This is a genomic window from Streptomyces sp. NPDC048353 (assembly GCF_055587165.1).
In genome coordinates this window covers 131,570-149,218 of the sequence record NZ_JBVJGU010000008.1, presented here as the reverse complement: position 1 = coordinate 149,218, position 17,649 = coordinate 131,570, and the positions used below count along the sequence as shown (strand labels likewise).

At 73.4% G+C, this 17,649-nt stretch carries 14 protein-coding genes; 7 read left to right on the top strand and 7 right to left on the bottom strand.

Annotation, left to right across the window (positions count from 1 at the left end; genetic code table 11):
- Window positions 1-48 precede the first annotated feature (48 nt).
- Window positions 49-1,116 (top strand): P1 family peptidase, encoded by a 1,068-nt coding sequence (locus ACZ6RC_RS26825; RefSeq protein ID WP_391145817.1) that lies wholly within the window; start codon window positions 49-51, stop codon window positions 1,114-1,116.
- A 138-nt stretch (window positions 1,117-1,254) separates the two neighbouring features.
- Entirely contained in the window at window positions 1,255-2,046 is a 792-nt protein-coding gene (locus ACZ6RC_RS26820; RefSeq protein ID WP_391145820.1) for a DUF6227 family protein, read from the top strand.
- Between the two features lie 158 nt (window positions 2,047-2,204).
- Here the strand turns inward: ACZ6RC_RS26820 and ACZ6RC_RS26815 are convergent, their stop codons facing one another.
- Window positions 2,205-3,842, bottom strand: a complete 1,638-nt coding sequence (locus tag ACZ6RC_RS26815) for a glycosyltransferase family 39 protein (protein WP_469587770.1) — start codon at window positions 3,840-3,842, stop codon at window positions 2,205-2,207.
- 7 nt (window positions 3,843-3,849) lie between these two features.
- Window positions 3,850-4,974, bottom strand: a complete 1,125-nt coding sequence (locus tag ACZ6RC_RS26810) for a glycosyltransferase (RefSeq protein WP_469587767.1) — start codon at window positions 4,972-4,974, stop codon at window positions 3,850-3,852.
- 272 nt (window positions 4,975-5,246) lie between these two features.
- Here ACZ6RC_RS26810 and ACZ6RC_RS26805 point away from each other — a divergent pair, with 272 nt between their 5' ends.
- Window positions 5,247-6,524 carry a hypothetical protein gene (locus ACZ6RC_RS26805; protein ID WP_469587763.1) on the top strand — a complete coding sequence of 426 codons (1,278 nt, stop codon included), beginning with the start codon at window positions 5,247-5,249 and terminating at the stop codon, window positions 6,522-6,524.
- 222 nt (window positions 6,525-6,746) lie between these two features.
- Here the strand turns inward: ACZ6RC_RS26805 and ACZ6RC_RS26800 are convergent, their stop codons facing one another.
- Entirely contained in the window at window positions 6,747-8,231 is a 1,485-nt protein-coding gene (locus ACZ6RC_RS26800) for an MFS transporter (protein WP_469588109.1), read from the bottom strand.
- Between the two features lie 188 nt (window positions 8,232-8,419).
- Between ACZ6RC_RS26800 and ACZ6RC_RS26795 the strand changes: the two genes are divergently transcribed.
- The gene (locus ACZ6RC_RS26795; protein ID WP_453617461.1) at window positions 8,420-9,382 is read left to right on the top strand and encodes a helix-turn-helix transcriptional regulator; all 963 of its coding nucleotides are present in this window, start codon (window positions 8,420-8,422) and stop codon (window positions 9,380-9,382) included.
- A gap of 146 nt (window positions 9,383-9,528) precedes the next feature.
- On the opposite strand, the gene ACZ6RC_RS26790 is transcribed toward ACZ6RC_RS26795, so the two are convergent.
- The gene (locus ACZ6RC_RS26790; protein ID WP_469587759.1) at window positions 9,529-10,530 is read right to left on the bottom strand and encodes a sigma-70 family RNA polymerase sigma factor; all 1,002 of its coding nucleotides are present in this window, start codon (window positions 10,528-10,530) and stop codon (window positions 9,529-9,531) included.
- Between the two features lie 425 nt (window positions 10,531-10,955).
- Here ACZ6RC_RS26790 and ACZ6RC_RS26785 point away from each other — a divergent pair, with 425 nt between their 5' ends.
- A complete protein-coding gene (locus ACZ6RC_RS26785; RefSeq protein ID WP_469587757.1) occupies window positions 10,956-12,080 on the top strand; it encodes a questin oxidase family protein in 1,125 nt (374 codons plus the stop codon).
- Between the two features lie 44 nt (window positions 12,081-12,124).
- Here the strand turns inward: ACZ6RC_RS26785 and ACZ6RC_RS26780 are convergent, their stop codons facing one another.
- On the bottom strand, window positions 12,125-12,892 hold the full coding sequence (locus ACZ6RC_RS26780) for a dioxygenase family protein (protein ID WP_469587753.1): 768 nt from the start codon (window positions 12,890-12,892) through the stop codon (window positions 12,125-12,127).
- A 234-nt stretch (window positions 12,893-13,126) separates the two neighbouring features.
- Between ACZ6RC_RS26780 and ACZ6RC_RS26775 the strand changes: the two genes are divergently transcribed.
- A complete protein-coding gene (locus ACZ6RC_RS26775) occupies window positions 13,127-13,639 on the top strand; it encodes a MarR family winged helix-turn-helix transcriptional regulator (RefSeq protein ID WP_469587751.1) in 513 nt (170 codons plus the stop codon).
- 135 nt (window positions 13,640-13,774) lie between these two features.
- On the opposite strand, the gene ACZ6RC_RS26770 is transcribed toward ACZ6RC_RS26775, so the two are convergent.
- The gene (locus ACZ6RC_RS26770; RefSeq protein ID WP_469587748.1) at window positions 13,775-15,310 is read right to left on the bottom strand and encodes an MFS transporter; all 1,536 of its coding nucleotides are present in this window, start codon (window positions 15,308-15,310) and stop codon (window positions 13,775-13,777) included.
- A gap of 133 nt (window positions 15,311-15,443) precedes the next feature.
- Window positions 15,444-16,106 (bottom strand): TetR/AcrR family transcriptional regulator, encoded by a 663-nt coding sequence (locus tag ACZ6RC_RS26765; RefSeq protein WP_453617469.1) that lies wholly within the window; start codon window positions 16,104-16,106, stop codon window positions 15,444-15,446.
- Between the two features lie 250 nt (window positions 16,107-16,356).
- Here ACZ6RC_RS26765 and ACZ6RC_RS26760 point away from each other — a divergent pair, with 250 nt between their 5' ends.
- On the top strand, window positions 16,357-17,628 hold the full coding sequence (locus ACZ6RC_RS26760; protein ID WP_469587746.1) for a M6 family metalloprotease domain-containing protein: 1,272 nt from the start codon (window positions 16,357-16,359) through the stop codon (window positions 17,626-17,628).
- Window positions 17,629-17,649 lie beyond the last annotated feature (21 nt).

The window sequence follows — 17,649 nt, the reverse complement described above, 5'->3', positions numbered from 1 at the left end:
ACCGATGATTTCCGGACACGTGCCGGGGCGCGTGATACGCAAGGGGCCATGACGAAGCACGACGCACTCACGGACGTGGCGGGGCTTCGGGTCGGCCACGCGCGCGTGGCCGGGCCCCACGCCCTCAGCGGCACCACCGTCGTCCTCGCCCCGGAGGGCGGGGCCGTGGCGGCCGTCGACGTACGCGGCGGCGGCCCCGGCACGCGCGAGACCGACGCGCTCGACCCCCGTAACGTCGTCCAGCGGATCGAGGCCGTGGTCCTCACCGGCGGCAGCGCGTACGGGCTGGAGTCGGCGGCCGGGGTGATGGCCTGGCTCGAGGAGCGGGGCCGTGGGGTACGGGTCGGTCCCGACCCCGCGCACGTGGTCCCCGTCGTCCCGGCCGCCTGCGTCTTCGACCTGGGCCGGGGCGGCGACTTCAGGGCCCGGCCGGACGCCGGAACGGGACGGGCGGCGGTGGAGGCCGCGGCGGCGACCGGCCTCCACGCGCGCGTGGAGACCGGCGCGGTCGGCGCCGGCACCGGGGCCGTCGTCGGCGGCCTCAAGGGCGGGATCGGCACGGCGAGCACGGTTGTCGGGCCGGGCATCACCGTCGCCGCGCTCGTCGTCGTCAACGCGGTCGGCTCGGCGGTCGATCCGGAGACGGGCGTGCTGTACGGGCGGTACTTCGCGGGGCGGGCCGAGTACCCGGAGCCGGCCGTCCACGCGGCCGCGCGGCGGCGCCTCGCCGAGGCCGCGGCCACCGCCCCGGCTCCGCCCCTGAACACGACGCTCGCGGTCGTCGCCACGGACGCGGTCCTCACCCGCGCCCAGGCGCAGAAGCTCGCGGGCACGGCGCACGACGGCATCGCGCGCGCCATCCGGCCCGTGCACCTCCTCAACGACGGGGACACCGTCTTCGCCCTCGCCACCGGGGAGCGGGAACTGCCCGCCGAGGCCGGGCCGCTCGCCCTGAACGACGTGCTGGCGGCGGGCGCGGACACGGTGACCCGGGCGATCGTGCGGGCGGTGGAGGAGACGGCCGCGGGCGTGTCCGGGCCAGGGGGAGTGTTTCCGGCCTACCGCGAGCTGTACGGGACCGGCGCGGCCGACTCCGTTGGCAGCGCCGGAAGTTGATCGGCCGTCGGCGGGGGCGTGCGGGAACTCGCCATGCGCCCCCGTCGTTTTCCCGAACGCCGGACACGATGTCAGACCCAGGGACTACGTTAAGCAAGCACCAAGTGACATGCGGCGACGGCCTGCCTGGAGACCCCCTTGAACGATCCGCGGGATCCACACGATCCGTACGAGACGACCGAGACGCACGTGGAGCGCCTGCTCGGCCGTGCGCTCAACTCCTTCGATCTGCCCGACACGACGGTCGAGCGCCTGGAGACGGCGCTCGCCCACTCCACCGCGCTGCACTCCTCGCACCACAGCGCGTCGCTGCACCGCACCACCCACCGCCATACGTATCTGCTCGCCGACGGCTCGGCCCTGACGCTGTGGGAGCTGGTGCACAACGCCGGCCGGGACGGCACCGAGCACCACGAGGTGTACGCCGAGGAGGCCGAGGCGCGGCTCTCCGCGTCCCGGCTGCCGGCCGCCCTGGACCCGGGCTGGGGCGCGGACCGGGCGGACGGCTCGGACCTCGGTCTCGGGCTCGGTACCGACGACGACCTGGAGTCGCTGAGCGCGCTGCTCTCCCGCCCCATACCCGCCCAGCCGCGGACGTACGTCCCGGACAACTCCGCGGACCACGCGCGCCGGGTGCTGCGGCGCGCGGAGAACGCGGACCGCCCCGGCGAGGAGACGGCGCGGCGGCTGCGGGTGGCCTTCGCGCACCACATCACCCAGGCGTTCGGACGCCAGTGCGCGGTGGAGAACAGCGGCCGGGGCCCCGGGTTCACGCTCTACGAGCACGCGTTCCTGCTGCTCGACGGCAGCGAGCTGAGCCTCTGGGAGGTGGAGCACACGGCGACCCCGGACGGCCGCCACATGTGCGAGGTGTACGAGAGCGAGCACACGGCCCGCGAGGCGATGGAACACCGGGCACGGGTCCGCTGACGGGTGCCGGGCGCCTCGGGGGCGCCCGCGCTCGGCTGCCCCCGGGGCGCCCGCTGTCCGGGGCCGGGCGCCCGCCGTTCAGCCGTGGGCCCGGGGCGTCCACTGCTCGGCTGCCCCTGGGGCGCTTGCCGCGATCCGGCGCGGCGGGTTCCGCGGGGTCAGGGCGTGCGGACCAGGAGGGCGACCGTCACTCCGGTGAGGCGTTCCGCCCCGGTCGCGGTGTAGTGGGCGCGCAGGGCCTTGGCCTGCGGGCCCGGGAGGGCGTCGAGCGGGTCGGCCCGGCCGGCGGGTACGACGAGCCAGACGCGGGGCTCCTCGCCCACGCAGGCCGCCGGATCGGGGCACTCCGCCGACCACAGGTCGGCGCGGTCGGCGCCCGAGGCGGCCTGGAAGACGTCGCGCGGCCGCAGCCCGTCCGCGAGGTAGTGGCGGACCCCGACGTCGAGCATGCGCCAGTAGTCGTCCCCGCGGGCGTAGACGACGGCGTCCCCGGGCCGGTGGTACCTCTCGATGGTCCGTGCCGCGCCCGCGTAGTCGATGCCGTGCCAGAAGTGCGCGTACGGCCGGCGCAGCGCCTGCTGGTCCGGGAGGGTCAGTACGGCCAGGACCGCCAGCACCCCGGCGGCGGCCCCTCGGGAGCGGATGGCCGCGTCCAGCCCGGCGCCCGCGAGGACCGCCCAGGCCGGGAGGGTGAACAGCAGGTACCGGAAGTAGAAGTACGAGACGTCGCCGTGCGAGGCCGTCCAGACGAGCAGCGGGGGCAGCACGGCCAGGGCGGACAGCGCGAGCAGGGGGCCCCGACGGGCGGGGCTCCGCCCGCTCCACGCCAGGAGGGCCAGGACGGTCACCGCGCCGGCGACCGCCCCGGAGGCGTACAGCTGCGGCCAGAAGGCGGCGAGGCTCCACAGGTCCGGGGCGGGGATCCAGGAGATCTGGCGCCGGGCCTGCGCCGTGCCGAGGAGGGCGACCGGGGCGGCGGCGAGCACCCCGGCCCCGGCGGCGAGGCCGAACCGCCACACGATCGGCCGCCCACCGGGTGCCGAAGCCGCGCGGGCGCGGACGGCGACCCCGACCAGATGCCCGGCGAGGACGGTGAGCGCCACCAGATGGAGCAGCCCGACGGCGGCCACGCACAGGGCGTACCCGGTCCAGCGCCACCCGCTGCCGGGCCGGTCCAGGGCGCGGAGCAGCGCCAGCGTGGCCAGGGCGACGGCCAGGACCACCAGCGCGTAGGGGCGGGCCTCGTGGGCGTAGCGGGTGACGACCGGCGTGAGCGCGAGGAGCAGTCCGGCCGTGGCTCCGGCGCGGCGCCCGAAGAGGCGCTGCCCGATCAGCGCCGTACAGGCCGCGGCGCCGGCCATCGCCAGCGCGGAGGGCAGGCGCAGGACCGCGGCGGAGTCCCCGAGGACGGCCGTCCAGCCGTGCAGGAGGAGGTAGTACGCGCCGAGGACGGCGTCCACGCGCCGGACCGTGGCGAGGAGGTCGCCGGTGGACCGGGTGGCCACGTCCCAGGTGTTGAGCTCGTCCTCCCAGAGGAGCGGGCGGCCGATCCCGTACACCGTCAGGACCAGGGTCAGGAGGACCGGCCACAGCCAGACGGGGCGAAGGGAGCGCTGCTCTCCGGCCGGGTCCGGGTCCCGCTTCAGGTACGGGGCGGGGGCGGCGGCGGCCGGAGCGTGCGGACGCCGGTCCTGGTCCAGGTCCCGATCCAGGTCCAGGTCCAGGTCCCGGTCCGCCGGATCCGGGGCCGGGGCACTGTCCGGGCCTTGGCGCGTGGGAGGGGAGGCGGGGAGCATCGTCGTCTCACTCCCCCGCCGGTACGGCCGCGACGGCGGCGGGCGCGTGGGGGATCGAGGAGAGCCTGCGGACGGCGAACTCCCGGTTGACGCGGGTCTGCTCCCGGTGGGCTTCGGGCAGGTCCGGCATCGCGAGCAGCCGGTCGCAGGCGGCGAGCGAGCCCGCGGTGTCGCCGACCCAGTACGCGGTGATCGAGAACTCGAACAGCAGGCCCCAGCGGTAGATCCACGGCTGGAGGAAGAGCAGGTCGTCCGGCGGTTCCCGGTCGAGGGCGGCGGTGACGACGGCGTGGGCGCTGTGGTGGCGGCCCATGCGGCGGAGCCGGGAGGCCAGTTCCCAGCAGGCTTCGAGGCGCTGCGGCCGGGCCTCCCAGGCGCGCGAGAGGGTGTCCATCGCCGACGGCCAGTCGCCGGCCTCGGCCTTCAGGATCCCGGCCTGGAGCAGCGCATAGGAGACCTCCTCGTCCCAGCCGCCCATCCGGGCGCGGCGCTCGTAGAGGTCGACGGCCTCGGCCGAGCGGCCGAGGTCGCGCAGGGTCTGGGCGAGGTAGAAGACCGTCCGGGGGTCGTCGGGGTCCCGTTCGAGTTCGGCGCTCAGCAGCCGGGCGTCGCGCTCGAACTTGTCGTGCCGGGACCCGCCGTCGGCGAAGTCCTTGACGACGAGCGCGTCCAGATGCGCGCTGACATGGCTCTGCGGATGGCCCGGCTCGATGGTCAGGTACTCGTGGGTGACGCCTTCGTACCGCCATGGGAGATCGCCTCTGACCAGGCGTTTGATGCGGTACTCCAGCGCTCCGGCGTGCCGCAGCAGATACGCGTCGGCGGTGAGCGGCGGCAGGGGCCCGGCCCGCTCGATCACCAGGTCGGCGTCGAGGAGGAGCAGATAGTCGGCCCGGCCGCGGGCGTGCCGGATGTTGAGGGTCCGGTTGTGGCCGAAGTTCACCCAGGGCTCCTCGTGCAGCTCGCCGGGGATGCCGTCGAGCGCGTCGCGGACGAGCTGCTGGGTCCCGTCCGTCGAGCCGGTGTCGGAGATGACCCAGGTGTCCACCAGGTCACGGACGGAGGCGAGGCATCGCTCGATGACGCGCGCCTCGTTCTTGACGATCATGCAGAGGCAGATCGAGGGCTTCACGGCAACACGGCTCCGGGGGGATCGGTGCGGACGACCTCATGACCGGCCGACCTTACGAACCGGGCGTGGGAGCCCTCCCGCGGCACGCCGCGCACGGCCGTGGCGTTCGCTCCCGCGTACGCGTCCATTCGGGATCGGCCGTAGGCCAGGGAGTTGATAGCTCCGCGGGACCCTCAAGGCTTCGTGATCGTGACCCGATGACCCGAGGGGAAGTCCGAAGCCCGAACACACTTCCCACTCATCACTCGAACCGGTTACGAAGGAGCACATGTATGCGTCCTGATCCCCGGACCAGGTCCTCTCTTGGCCCGCTCGCCCGCCGTCGTTCCTGGCTCACCGGCGGGGCCGTCGCCTCGCTCGCCCTGGTGCTCACGAGCGTGGCCGCTCCCGCGGTCGCCGTGACGCAGCTGCCGGCGGGCCTCGCGGGTGTGAACGCGAACGCGGGTCCCTCGCCCGAGGAGTGCCAGGACGGTCCGCCGCCGCACCACGAGGACGGACCGCCGCCTTACGCCCAGGACGGCCCGCCGCGGCACGACCAGGAAGGGCCGCGGTTCCACGAGGACGGTCCGCGGTTCCACGAGGACGGCCCGGCGCCGTACGACAGGGAGCGGATCCGGGAGTACGTCGAGCGGCACCTGGGCGAGTTCGCGCCCTACGGTCCGCAGCGGGCGACCCGAGCCCTGCACGCCGAGTGCGAGGACGGGCCCACCGGACCCACCGGACCGACCGGACCCACAGGCCCCGAGGGGCCGACCGGCGACACCGGACCCACGGGTCCGGAGGGGCCGACGGGTGACACGGGTCCGCAGGGACCGACGGGTGACACCGGCCCGGCGGGTCCCGCGGGTGGTGACACCGGCCCGACCGGACCGACCGGACCGACCGGGCCCGAGGGACCGGCAGGAGCGGACGGCGAGCAGGGTCCGGTGGGCCCCCAGGGCCCGGAGGGAATCCAGGGACCGACAGGAATCCAGGGACCTCAGGGCCCGCAGGGACCCCAGGGACCGATGGGTGCCGACGGTGAAGAGGGCCCCGAGGGGCCCGAAGGACCGCAGGGGCCCCAGGGCCCGACCGGAGCGACGGGTGCCACCGGTGCGACCGGCGCCGCCGGCCCCGCCACGTGTGTGGACATCGACGCCTCCCGGGACGAGTCCAGCCGCGAGGTCAAGGGCGTGGTCGACAATGGCGCGGTCTACGCCGGCATCCGGGATCAGACCCCCGACACCACGGACTTCGTCTGGACCCCGCTTCCCGGGGCCCCGGCCGGCGCGTGCTCCGTCTCCATCGCCGAAGGGAACGACGACGTCTCGGTGGAGGTGCTCACCACCGGTGGCGAGGTGTGGGAGTTCCGGTGCGAGGTGGACTCAGGCAACCCGAACGAGCTCGACTGCGCCACAATCACCGATGACCCGACCAGCCCCAACTACGGCCGGGGCCGCTGGATCGAGCTGACCACGCCCGGCGGCGCGGCGACCAACCGGGTCAACCGGTTCCTGGGCAGGCTGGGCGCCTCCGGCGGGCTGAACGAGGCCGCGAAGTCCCAGAAGTGACCTGATCCGGGGAAGTGACCTGATCCGGGTGCGAGCCGGCCCGGAAGACGCCCGAGGGGCGGTGCGCGCCCCATGCGCACCGCCCCTTGAGGCGTCGAGAACACCCGACCGTACGGTCAGGCCCTCTCGGCCACCCACCCGCTGTCCGGCTACCCGCCTTTCGCGTCCCTACGCCCCTCGCCTCGGCCGCGGCTCGGCTCAGCGGCTGAGCGCCGGCTCGGCTCAGCGGCTGAGCGCCGGCTCCTTCGTGGGTTCGTCGGTCGCCGGGCCGGGGCCCTGCTCGTCCGCCGGGCCGTCCTCGGCCGCTTCCGCGCCCTCGACGTGCTGCTTCGGCTTGGCCGGCAGCGCGAACATCAGCAGGAAGATCACGGCGAGCACCGCCACCACCCAGCCGAGCGCGTTCTGGAACGCGTCCGCGAACGCCGTCCCCACCTCGCCCGGGACCCGCGCCAGACGCTCCTCGTCGATCACGCCGTAGAAGACGACCGACACGAGCCCGAGTCCGAGCGCGTTGCCCATCTGGCCGGTGGTGTTGATGAGGCCGGAGGCCGAACCCGCGTGCTCACGGGGGACGTCGGAGAGCACCGCGTCCGTCAGCGGGGCGACGATCAGCCCCATGCCCAGGCCCATGACCACCAGCGGGGCGATCATCTGCCAGGAGTGGATGGCCGTGCCGTACCGACCGGCCTCCCAGAGGTAGAGCAGCACGCCCGCCGCCATCGTCAGCGCGCCCGCCTGCAGCACCTTCCGGCCGAAGCGCGGCACCAGCTTCTGCACCGACAGGCCGGCCGCCATCGAGACGGCGATCGAGAACGGCACGCCGGTCAGACCGGCCTTCAGCGGGCTCCAGCCGAGCCCGATCTGCATGTACAGCGTCCAGACCAGGAAGAAGATGCCCATCACGACACCGAAGGTGAGCTGCACCGCGATGCCGGCGGCGAAGCTCTTCACCCGGAACAGCGACAGCTCGACCAGCGGCGAACCGTCCTTCCGCGTCTTGTACTTCTCGTACGCGACGAGGGCGGCGAAGACGACGAGGCTGCCGGCCATGCAGAGGTGGCCCCACAGCGGCCAGTCCAGCTCGCGGCCGCGCGTCAGCGGATAGATCAGCATCAGCAGCGCGAGGGTGACGAGCAGGACGCCGACCAGGTCGAGCCGGAGCGCCTTGGGCGCCTTGGACTCGATGATGAACTTCCGGCCCAGGAGCAGGCCCGCGATGCCGACCGGCAGGTTGATCAGGAAGATCGGCCGCCATTCCAGACCGAAGAGGTTCCACTGCGTCAACAGCGCGCCCAGCAGCGGTCCGGAGACGGCGCCGAGCCCGATGATCGCGCCGAAAAGGCCGAAGACCTTGCCGCGTTCGTGCGCCGGGAAGGTGACGTGGACGATCGAGAGGACCTGCGGCACCATCATCGCCGCCGCGGCGCCCTGGAGGAGCCGGGAGGCGACCAGCATCTCCGGGCTCGCGGCGAAACCGCAGAGCGCGGAGGCGAGGGTGAAGCCCGCCGTGCCGAGGAGGAACAGCCGCTTGCGGCCGTAGATGTCACCGAGACGGCCTCCGGTGATCAGACCGGCGGCGAACGCGAGGGCGTACCCGGCGGTGATCCACTGGATGGCCCCGAAGGAGGCGCCGAGGTCGCGCTCGATGCTGGGGATCGCGATGTTGACGATCGTGGCGTCGACCAGGTCCATGAAGGCGGCCGTCATGACGATGGCGAGGGCTATCCAGCGCCTGCGATCGGTGCTCGGATCGGTACTCGGCTCGGTACTCGGGGCGGTGCCCGGCTCGGTACCCGTGCCGCTGCCCGGGACGGAGGCGTCGTGTGAACTCATGCTCAGAAGATAGACAGCATGTAGGACAGATCATGGCCTAGTTCGGCGGCATCCTGGAACGCATGACGGATACTCCCGCACGACTGCTGACGTTGCTGTCGCTTCTCCAGACCCCGCGCGAGTGGCCGGGCAGCGAGCTGGCGGACCGGCTCTCGGTCTCGCCCCGCACGATCCGCCGTGACATCGACCGGCTCAGGGAGCTGGGGTACCCGGTCGAGGCGTCGAAGGGGGCGGTGGGCGGATACCGCCTGGTCGCCGGGGCGGCGCTGCCGCCGCTGGTCCTGGACGACGAGGAGGCCGTGGCGATCGCGGTGGGCCTGCGGGCGGGGGCCGGCCATGCGATCGAGGGGGTGGAGGAGGCGTCTGTACGGGCCCTGGCGAAGCTGGAACAGGTGCTTCCGTCCCGGCTGCGGCACCGGGTCTCCACGCTGCAGAACGCGACGATGCCGCTGGCCAGGGGGGACGGCGCCACGATCGACCCGTCCACGCTGACGGCCCTGGCCGGGGCGGTCACGGGGCAGGAGAAGGTGCGCTTCGGCTACCGCGCCGGGGACGGTACGGAGTCGAAGCGGCTGGTGGAGCCGTACCGGCTGGTGTCGACGGGGCGGCGGTGGTACCTCGTGGCGTACGACCTGGGGCGCGAGGACTGGCGTACGTTCCGGGTCGACCGGGTGGCGGAGCCCTTCGCCACGGGCGCCCGTTTCGCGCCGCGCGAGCTGCCGGAGGGCGGCGCGGCGGAGTACATGGCCCGTTCGATGGCCCGGTCGCAGGCCCAGCCGGACCTCGATCTGGACGTCGCCTTCGACGCGCCCGCCGCGTTCGTGGCGGCACGGCTCCCGGCGCATCTGGCGCCCACGCCGACGGGTCCGGACACCTGCCGCCTCCGGGCGCGCTGCACCGACTCCCTGGAGTGGGTGGCCCTCCGGCTGGCCCTGGTCGACTGCGACTTCACCGTTCACGCGCCGGACCCGCTGGTCACCTACGTGAGGGAGCTCGCGGCCCGATTGGGGGCGGCGGTGCGCTGAGGGCGCGGGAGGGCCTCGGGGCGGGCCTCGGGACGGGCAGGGCTGCGCGGCTCGGGGCCGCTCGCGTGCCACCCAGAGCGCGGAGCCGCGGTGTGACGGCGCCGCGGCGGGGAGCCGCCTCCGACCGGTCCGGCTCCCGTCCGCCGCTACGCGACCGCGTCGAAGCCGGTGTCGCGGGCCATCTTCTTCAGCTCCAGCAGGGCGTGCTTCTCGATCTGCCGGATGCGCTCACGCGTGAGGCCGTGTTCCTTGCCGACCTCCGTCAGGGTCCGCTCGCGGCCGTCCTCGATGCCGTACCGCATCCGGATGATCGACGCCGTGCGGTGGTCGAGCTTGTCGATCAGGTCGTCGAGCTCCTCGCTGCGCAGCAGCGTGAGCACCGACTGCTCCGGCGAGATCGCCGAGGTGTCCTCGAGGAGGTCGCCGAACTGCGTCTCGCCCTGGTCGTCCACCGACATGTTGAGCGAGACCGGGTCCCGCGCCCAGTCCATGACGTCCACGACGCGCTCGGGCGTCGACCCCAGCTCGGCCGCGATCTCCGCGGGCTCCGGCTCGCGGCCGTTCTCCCGGTTGAACTCGCGCTGCACGCGCCGGATCCGTCCCAGCTCCTCGACGAGGTGGACGGGCAGCCGGATGGTGCGGGACTGGTCGGCTATGGAGCGGGTGATCGCCTGGCGGATCCACCAGGTGGCGTACGTGGAGAACTTGAAGCCCTTGGCGTAGTCGAACTTCTCGACCGCGCGCACCAGGCCCGCGTTCCCCTCCTGGATCAGGTCGAGCAGCGGCAGCCCGCTGCGGGGATAGCGCCGGGCGACGGCGACGACGAGGCGCAGGTTGGACTTGATGAAGAGGTCCTTGGCGCGCTCGCCCGCGGCGACCAGCGCCTCCAGCTCCTCGCGGGACGCTCCGCCCCCCTCGCTCTCCACCTCGCCTTCGAGGATCTGCCGGGCGTACACGCCCGCCTCGATGTCCTGGGAGAGCTCGACCTCCTTGGCGGCGTCGAGCAGGGGGGTGCGCGCGATCTCGTCGAGGTACATGCCGACCAGGTCGCGGTCGGCGATCTCCCCGCCCACGGCGCGAACGCTGCTTGCCCTCGAGCTGCTGCCGCTGGAGGCGGACGAACGACGGGCGACGGCACGGGTTGCCATGCGTGCTCCCTTGCTGAGTAGGTCGCGACACCTTTTCGGGTGCCCTGCATCCGACGGAAACAACGACTGGAATCAGGACAGAATTCCCACGCGGCACATCGATTTTCGCGATCATGCAGTACCCTGTCCGGCCACCCAGGGCTACGCCTGCTCCCGCAGAGCGCATCAGCGCAGGTCAGAGGGGGCGCGAAAGGCATGGCACGCGACCGCCGTCGGGGCCACGCCGCCCCCGCGTCCGCTTCACCCGGAGAGACGGCACGCGGCGCCACCCGGTTGCTCGCACTGCCCGAAAAGACCCGAAAGACCGGAAAGTGTGTGGATGGGCACTGCCGCCGGTCCTACGTCCGCACACGGACCCGTCTACGCCGCGGCCTAGGTCTCCAGGCCGTTACGGGCGGCCCGGACCCGCGCCTACGGTCGGCGCCATGACCGAGACCGCAGGCACCGCAGGCACCGCCGACATCACCCGGACCCCCGACTCCACCGCCCACACCAGCACCGCCAACCCCTCCGGCCTCCCCGACTCCACTGCCCACACCGGCACCGCCGACACCTCCGGGACCCTCGACGAAGCCCTCCAGCGCCTCCATGCCAGCGGCCCCGAGCGCCTGGGCCGGCTCACCAACCACGCTCCGATGGCCGTCGAGGCGCTGGTGCGCCGCGGCCAGGCCCGGGCCGTGCACCGCTGGCTCGACCACTACCGGGCCAAGCTGGAGGACATGCCCGCGCCCCACTCCCCCGTCACGGCGGCGAACTGGCGCGAGGCGCTCGGCGACCCGGTGCGGATCACCGACTGGGCGCGGTACTTCGACCGGGAGACCCGGGAGCGGCCCTGGCGGGAGGTGCTGGCCGAATGGTGGCCGCGCCTGCTGCCCGGCATCGCGGGCGGGTCCACGCATCCCGTGATCCGCACCGGCCATGCCGTACGCACCCTCCTGACGTCCGAGGAGACGGAGCCGCGCCGGGTCGAGCTGGCCCACGCCCTCGGCTACTGGGCGGCCCGCCACCACCCGCTCCCGCCCCTGCGGGACCTGGGGCCCGCGCCGACGGCCGCCGCCGCGTTGGACGCCGTGCCGCCGATCCCCGACCAGGACGGCCCCCTCCCCGCCCGCCTCGCCCGGCTGACCGCGCGCCCCCGCTGGGGCGCCGCCACCGACCCGGACACCGCGCACGCCCTGCTCACCGAGCTGGTGACGGCCGCGACCCACCGCTACGCCACGCACGGCCACGGTGAACCGGTCATGCTCGTCCACGCCGCGACCGCGCCCAACGCGGTGCTCCGCACGCTGCCCGCGCTGCCGCGCGACCTGTGGGCGCCGAGCGTCGGCGCCGCCTGGGCCGCCTCGGCCGCGGTGACCGCCGCCTACACCCCGGCCGAGCCCGTCCCGTACCGCCCAGTCCCGCTGATCGCGGAGGAGGTCTTCGAGCGGGCGGCGGCGCACGGCGACGACCACACCATCAAGTTCACCGACACGGCTCTGGACGTCGGCGACCCGCGCGCGCTGGCCGCCGCCGCCCGCTCGATCACCCTCAACCCGCCGGTGTTCTGACCCCAGCCGCCCCGCCCCGCCCCGCGCCGCCCCGCTCCGGAGGCTCAGCCGAACTGCACCGAGCGTTTCGCCAGCCCCATCCAGAAGCCGTCGATCACGCTCCGCCCGCCGTCCAGGTCCCCGGCCGCCTCGGCCGCGCCGAGCGTGACGAAGAGCGGTGCGAAGTGCTCGGTACGCGGGTGGGCGAGCCGGCCGGCCGGTGACGTGTGGACGAAGTCGAGGAGCGCGTCGACGTCCCGCGCCTCCAGGGCCCGGCGCCCCCAGTCGTCGAACTCCGCCGACCAGCCGGGTACGCCTCCGCCGGTGTGCCGCAGCGCCGCCAGGTTGTGGGTGAAGAAGCCGCTGCCGACGACGAGCACGCCCTCGTCGCGCAGGGGCGCGAGCCGGCGCCCGATCTCCATCAGCGCGCGCGGGTCGAGCGTCGGCATGGAGATCTGGAGTACGGGCACGTCGGCGGCGGGGAACATCTCCACCAGCGGTACGTACGCGCCGTGGTCGAGCCCCCGGTCCGGGATGTCCTGGACCGGCGTGCCGGGCCGGCGCAGGAGCTTGCGTACGGCCGCGGCGAGCGCGGGGGCGCCGGGGGCCGGGTAGCGCACGCGGTAGTAGTGCTCGGGGAAGCCCCAGAAGTCGTAGACGAGCGGGACGGTCTCGGTGGCGCCGAGGGCGAGCGGGGCCTCCTCCCAGTGCGCGGAGACCACGAGGATCGCCGCCGGCCGGGGCAGCTCGGCGGACCAGGCGGCGAGTTCGCCGGTCCAGACGGGGTCGTCGGCGAGCGGCGGGGCGCCGTGGGAGAGGTAGAGGGCGGGCATCCGGCCACCCGGCGGGCGCCCTTCCCGCGCGGGGTCCCCCGGCGCGAGCGGGCCCCCCTCCCCCTGGCCGTGGGGCGGGCGCCCGGAAGCGCGCTGCCCTTCCACCAGCGGTCCCTGTTGTCCGGCGCCCATGACGACCGCCTCCCGAGATCCTTTAAGTTTCAAGTTCAACTGACATGATGAGCTTAGACCCGATGTAGTTCAACTTTCAAGGATAGGTCGTAGGATCGGTACATGAACACGGCACCGAAGGCCACGGCGACCGGCCCCCGCTGGCTCAGCGACGAGGAACAGCGCGTCTGGCGCGCGTACCTCCACGCCACCACCCTCCTCGAGGACCACCTCGACCGCCAGCTCCAGCGCGATGCCGGCATGCCGCACATCTACTACGGGCTCCTCGTCCAGCTCTCCCAGGCGCCCCGCCGCCGCCTGCGGATGACCCAACTGGCCAAGGACGCCAAGATCACCCGCTCCCGGCTCTCGCACGCCGTCGCCCGCCTGGAGAAGAACGGGTGGGTGCTGCGCGAGGACTGCCCCTCCGACAAGCGCGGCCAGTTCGCGTATCTGACGGACGAGGGCTTCGCCGTCCTGGAGCGGTCCGCGCCGGGGCACGTCGCCGCCGTACGCCAGGCTATCTTCGACCGGCTCAGCCCCGAGCAGGTGGAGCAGCTCGGCACGATCATGTCGGTGATGGCGGAGGGCCTCCAGCCGACCGACCCGAACGCGGACCTGCCCTGGCTCCGCTGAGGCGGAACGCGGACGCGGATCTGCCCTGGCCCGGCTGATGAAAGCGGAACCCGGACGTGAAACTGCCCTGGCTCCGCCGAGGCGGAACCAGGGCAGAGGGCCGAGGGGGCATCGGCCCGTTCGGAGGCCCGACGGTCAGTGCATGACGACCGGGATCTTCACCTCGTCGCGCACGCCTTCACCGGCGCCGGCATCCGCGCCGTCCCCGGCGCCCGGGCCGGCCGGGGCGGACATCTGCGGCTTGCCGGTGTTGATGAAGGTGACGGCGATCGCGGCCGAGACGGCCAGGATGCCGACCGCCCACCAGATGGCCGCCGCGTAGCCCTCGACCATGCCCTGGAGCTGGAGCAGCTTCTGGGCGGCCGGGGTGGTGGCGCCGGCCGCGTGGTCGGTGAGGAACGCGGTCGTGGCCGAGGCGGCGATGGTGTTGAGCAGCGCCGTACCGATCGCGCCGCCGACCTGCTGCGAGGTGTTGACCATCGCGGAGGCCACACCGGCGTCCCGCGGGTCCACGCCGTGCGTCGCCAGCGACATCGCCGGCATGAAGGCCGTACCCATGCCGAGGCCGAGCAGCAGCTGCGCGGGCAGGATCAGACCGGTGTACGAGGTGCCGATCTCCAGCTGGGTGAGCAGCAGCATGCCGACGGCGGCCGTCAGGAAGCCGGGGCCCATCAGCCAGCGCGGGGGGACCCGCGTCATCAGCCGCGTACCGATCTGGGTGGAGCCGATGATCATGCCCGCGATCATCGGGAGGAAGGCGAAGCCCGTCCGGACCGGCGAGTACCCCTTCACGATCTGGAGGTAGTACGTCAGGAAGAGGAACAGGCCGAACATCGCGATGACGGCGAGTCCGAGGGAGAGGTAGACACCACCGCGGTTGCGCTCGGTCAGGACCCGCAGCGGCAGCAGCGGGGACTTGACCTTCGCCTCGGTGAGGACGAACGCGGCGAGCAGCACGGCCGAGGCGACGAAGAGGCCGATCGTGGTGGCGTCGGACCAGCCCTCGGACTCGGCGCGGGTGAAGCCGTAGACCAGCGAGACCAGACCCAGGGTGGAGAGGACGACGCCCGGGATGTCGAGCGGCGAGCGGTTGCGGCCGCCGGCCGGCTCACGGATCACGAAGTACGCGCCGACAGCGGCGACGATCGCGAAGGGGATGTTGACGAAGAAGGTCCAGCGCCAGTTGAGGTACTCGGTGAGGAAGCCGCCGAGGATGAGGCCCACGGCGCCACCGCCACCGGCGATCGCTCCGTAGATGCCGAAGGCCTTGGCGCGCTCCTTGGCGTCGGTGAACATCACCGCGAGCAGCGACAGCGCGGCCGGGGCGAGCAGCGCGCCGAAGGCGCCCTGGAGGCCGCGGGCCCCGAGCATCATCGCCTCGCCGGTCGCGGCCCCGCCGAGCGCGGAGGCGGCGGCGAAGCCGATCAGACCGACGACGAAGGTCCGCTTGCGGCCCCACAGGTCGGCTATGCGGCCGCCGAAGAGCAGCAGACCGCCGAAGGCGAGGGCGTAGGCCGTGATGACCCACTGGCGGTTGCCGTCCGAGATCCCCAGGTCCTGCTGGGCGGAGGGCAGCGCGATGTTCACGATCGTCGCGTCGAGCACGACCATCAGCTGGGCGAGGGCGATGAAGACCAGCGCTTTCCAGCGCCGGGGATCTGTTTCGGACATGGGGGCAGCCACCTCTTGGTGCGTAAAGGAGAAAACGGACGTACGACGTGCGGCGTACGGAAGGCGGGGGCCGTCGCACGGGTCGACGGACGGGGTCGCCGGGCTGGTCGCCCGGCTCAGGGAGAGGTCGGGGTCACTCGCGGGAGGCGCCCCGCAGATCCTCCAGAGTGGCGGCCGACCCGGGCAGCACGGAGCGCGCGGGCGCTTCCAGGCCGTCCAGGAACAGCTGCAGATGGCGGTGGACGAAGCGGTCCATGTCCAGGCATCCGGTGCCCGGGAGCGGGCGGGTGAGCTGGGAGACGGCCACCATCAGGTCCCCGACGCCGACGTCGGCGCGGAGCCTGCCGGCCCGCTGCGCCCGGTCGACGAGGGCCTGGACGGCCTCCTCCAACCGGTCGCGTTCGGCGTGCAGTTCGGGGTGGTCCTGGTCGAAGGTGCCGTCGAGCATCGGACAGAGCGCGCCGATCCGCTCGTCGGCGGCGGCGTGGGTGAAGCGGCGGAGCGCGTCGAAGGTGTCGGCCTCCTCGGCGGCCGCCCGTTCCGCCAGGTCCGTGGTGCGGCACATGACGGAGACGACGACCTCGCGGACGAGGTCGGCGCGGTCGGGGAAGTTCCGGTAGAGGGTGGCGTTGCCGACGCCGGCGCGGCGCGCGATCTCGTCGAGCGGCACCTGGGGGCCGAACTCGACGAACATCTCGCGGGCCGCCGTCACGATCCGCTCGCGGTTGCGCAGGGCGTCGGCCCGCGGGCGCGGTGCGCGGCGGACGGCGGGCGCGGTGTCGGCGGTGGAGCTCACGCCACCCTCCTTCGAAGTCATCCGGGGACCAGGTCCCCACTTTCCGGAACACAGGCGTAAACGGGGACACCGTCCCCGGTTATTTCCGCGCCGCGATGTGACCTGCGCCACACCCCGCCGCCCCGGCCGCGCACCCGTACCTCCGGGCCGCGAAATCCCACGATCGGGCCACCCGGCGCGCGCCCCCGCGCCCCCCGACACAGGCTGATCGGACAGCGAGAGCGAGAGCGCGGACGAGAGAGGCGACCGTATGCAGCACACCTGCCGTCGGATATGCAGACCCCTCACCCTGGCCGCGGCGGCGGCGCTCTCCCTCGCCGCCCTGACCTCGTCCACGTCGACCCTGCCCGGGCCCGCACCGGCCACGGCGGGTCCGGTGGCCGCGGCGCCCGGGACCTCGCAGCTGGGGCCGTGCCGCATCGCGACGACGCTCGGTGTGCAGATGTCCGAGGGGCTGCCCACCCCGCCGGGATACGCCCGGGCCACGGGCCGCCTCACGGCCTTGAACCTCATGATCGACTTCCCTGACGCGGAGGGCGAGGGGACCGCCCTCGGCCGCTACCGCGAGTTCTTCCCGCAGACGACGGACTGGTTCCGCGTCAGCTCCTACGGGCGGCTCGCCTACCACCCGGAGACCCCGATACCCGAGTGGCTGCGGATGCCCAAGCCCTTCTCCTCGTACGGGATAGAGCGCGGCTCACCGTACGAACCGGGCTACCGCGCGCTCGTCGAGGACCTCGTCAAGGTCGCCGACGCGAAGATCGACTTCAGCGCGTACGACCTGGTCAACGTCCTGGTCACGCCGAACGCCGGGCCCTCGGCCCTGGACACGGTCCTCTCCGTCACCTTCTCCGGGAACGACGAGGCCCCCTACGCGGACGGGGTTCCGCTCTCCAACACGTCCTTCGTCTACAGCCGCCAGGACGACGGCTCGGGGACGTACGGCCAGACCGGCTACCGCGTGCTGCCGCACGAGAACGGCCATGTCTTCGGCCTTCCCGACCTCTACACCGTCGACGGCGGCGGCACGGTGGGGCACTGGGACATCATGTCCGAGGACTGGGGGGCCAACAACGACCTCCTCGGCTGGCACAAATGGAAGCTGGGCTGGCTCGACGACGAGCAGGTCGGCTGCGCGTCCGGGGCGGGCATCAGCGATTTCCTCCTCACCCCGCTGGCCACCACGGGCGGCGCGAAGCTGGCTTTCGTACCGCTCTCCGGCACCTCCGGCTACGCCGTCGAGGTGCGCACCCAGCGCGGCAACGACGCCGCCGTCTGCCGGCCGGGCGTCCTGATCTACCGCGTCGAGTCGGACGTGGACACCGGGCACGGGCCGGTGACCGTGTCGGACAGCCGACGCGACAGCGGCGGCTGCACGCGGCGCCCGAACGTCCACGCGGAGCTGTCGGACGCGACGTACCGCCCGGGCGAGACCTTCACGGACCGGACGAACGGCATCCGGATCACGGTGCTGAAGGAGGACTCCGCCGGCCGCTACCGCGTCCGCGTCACCCGCACCTGACCGGCGGGGGCGGAGCCGTAC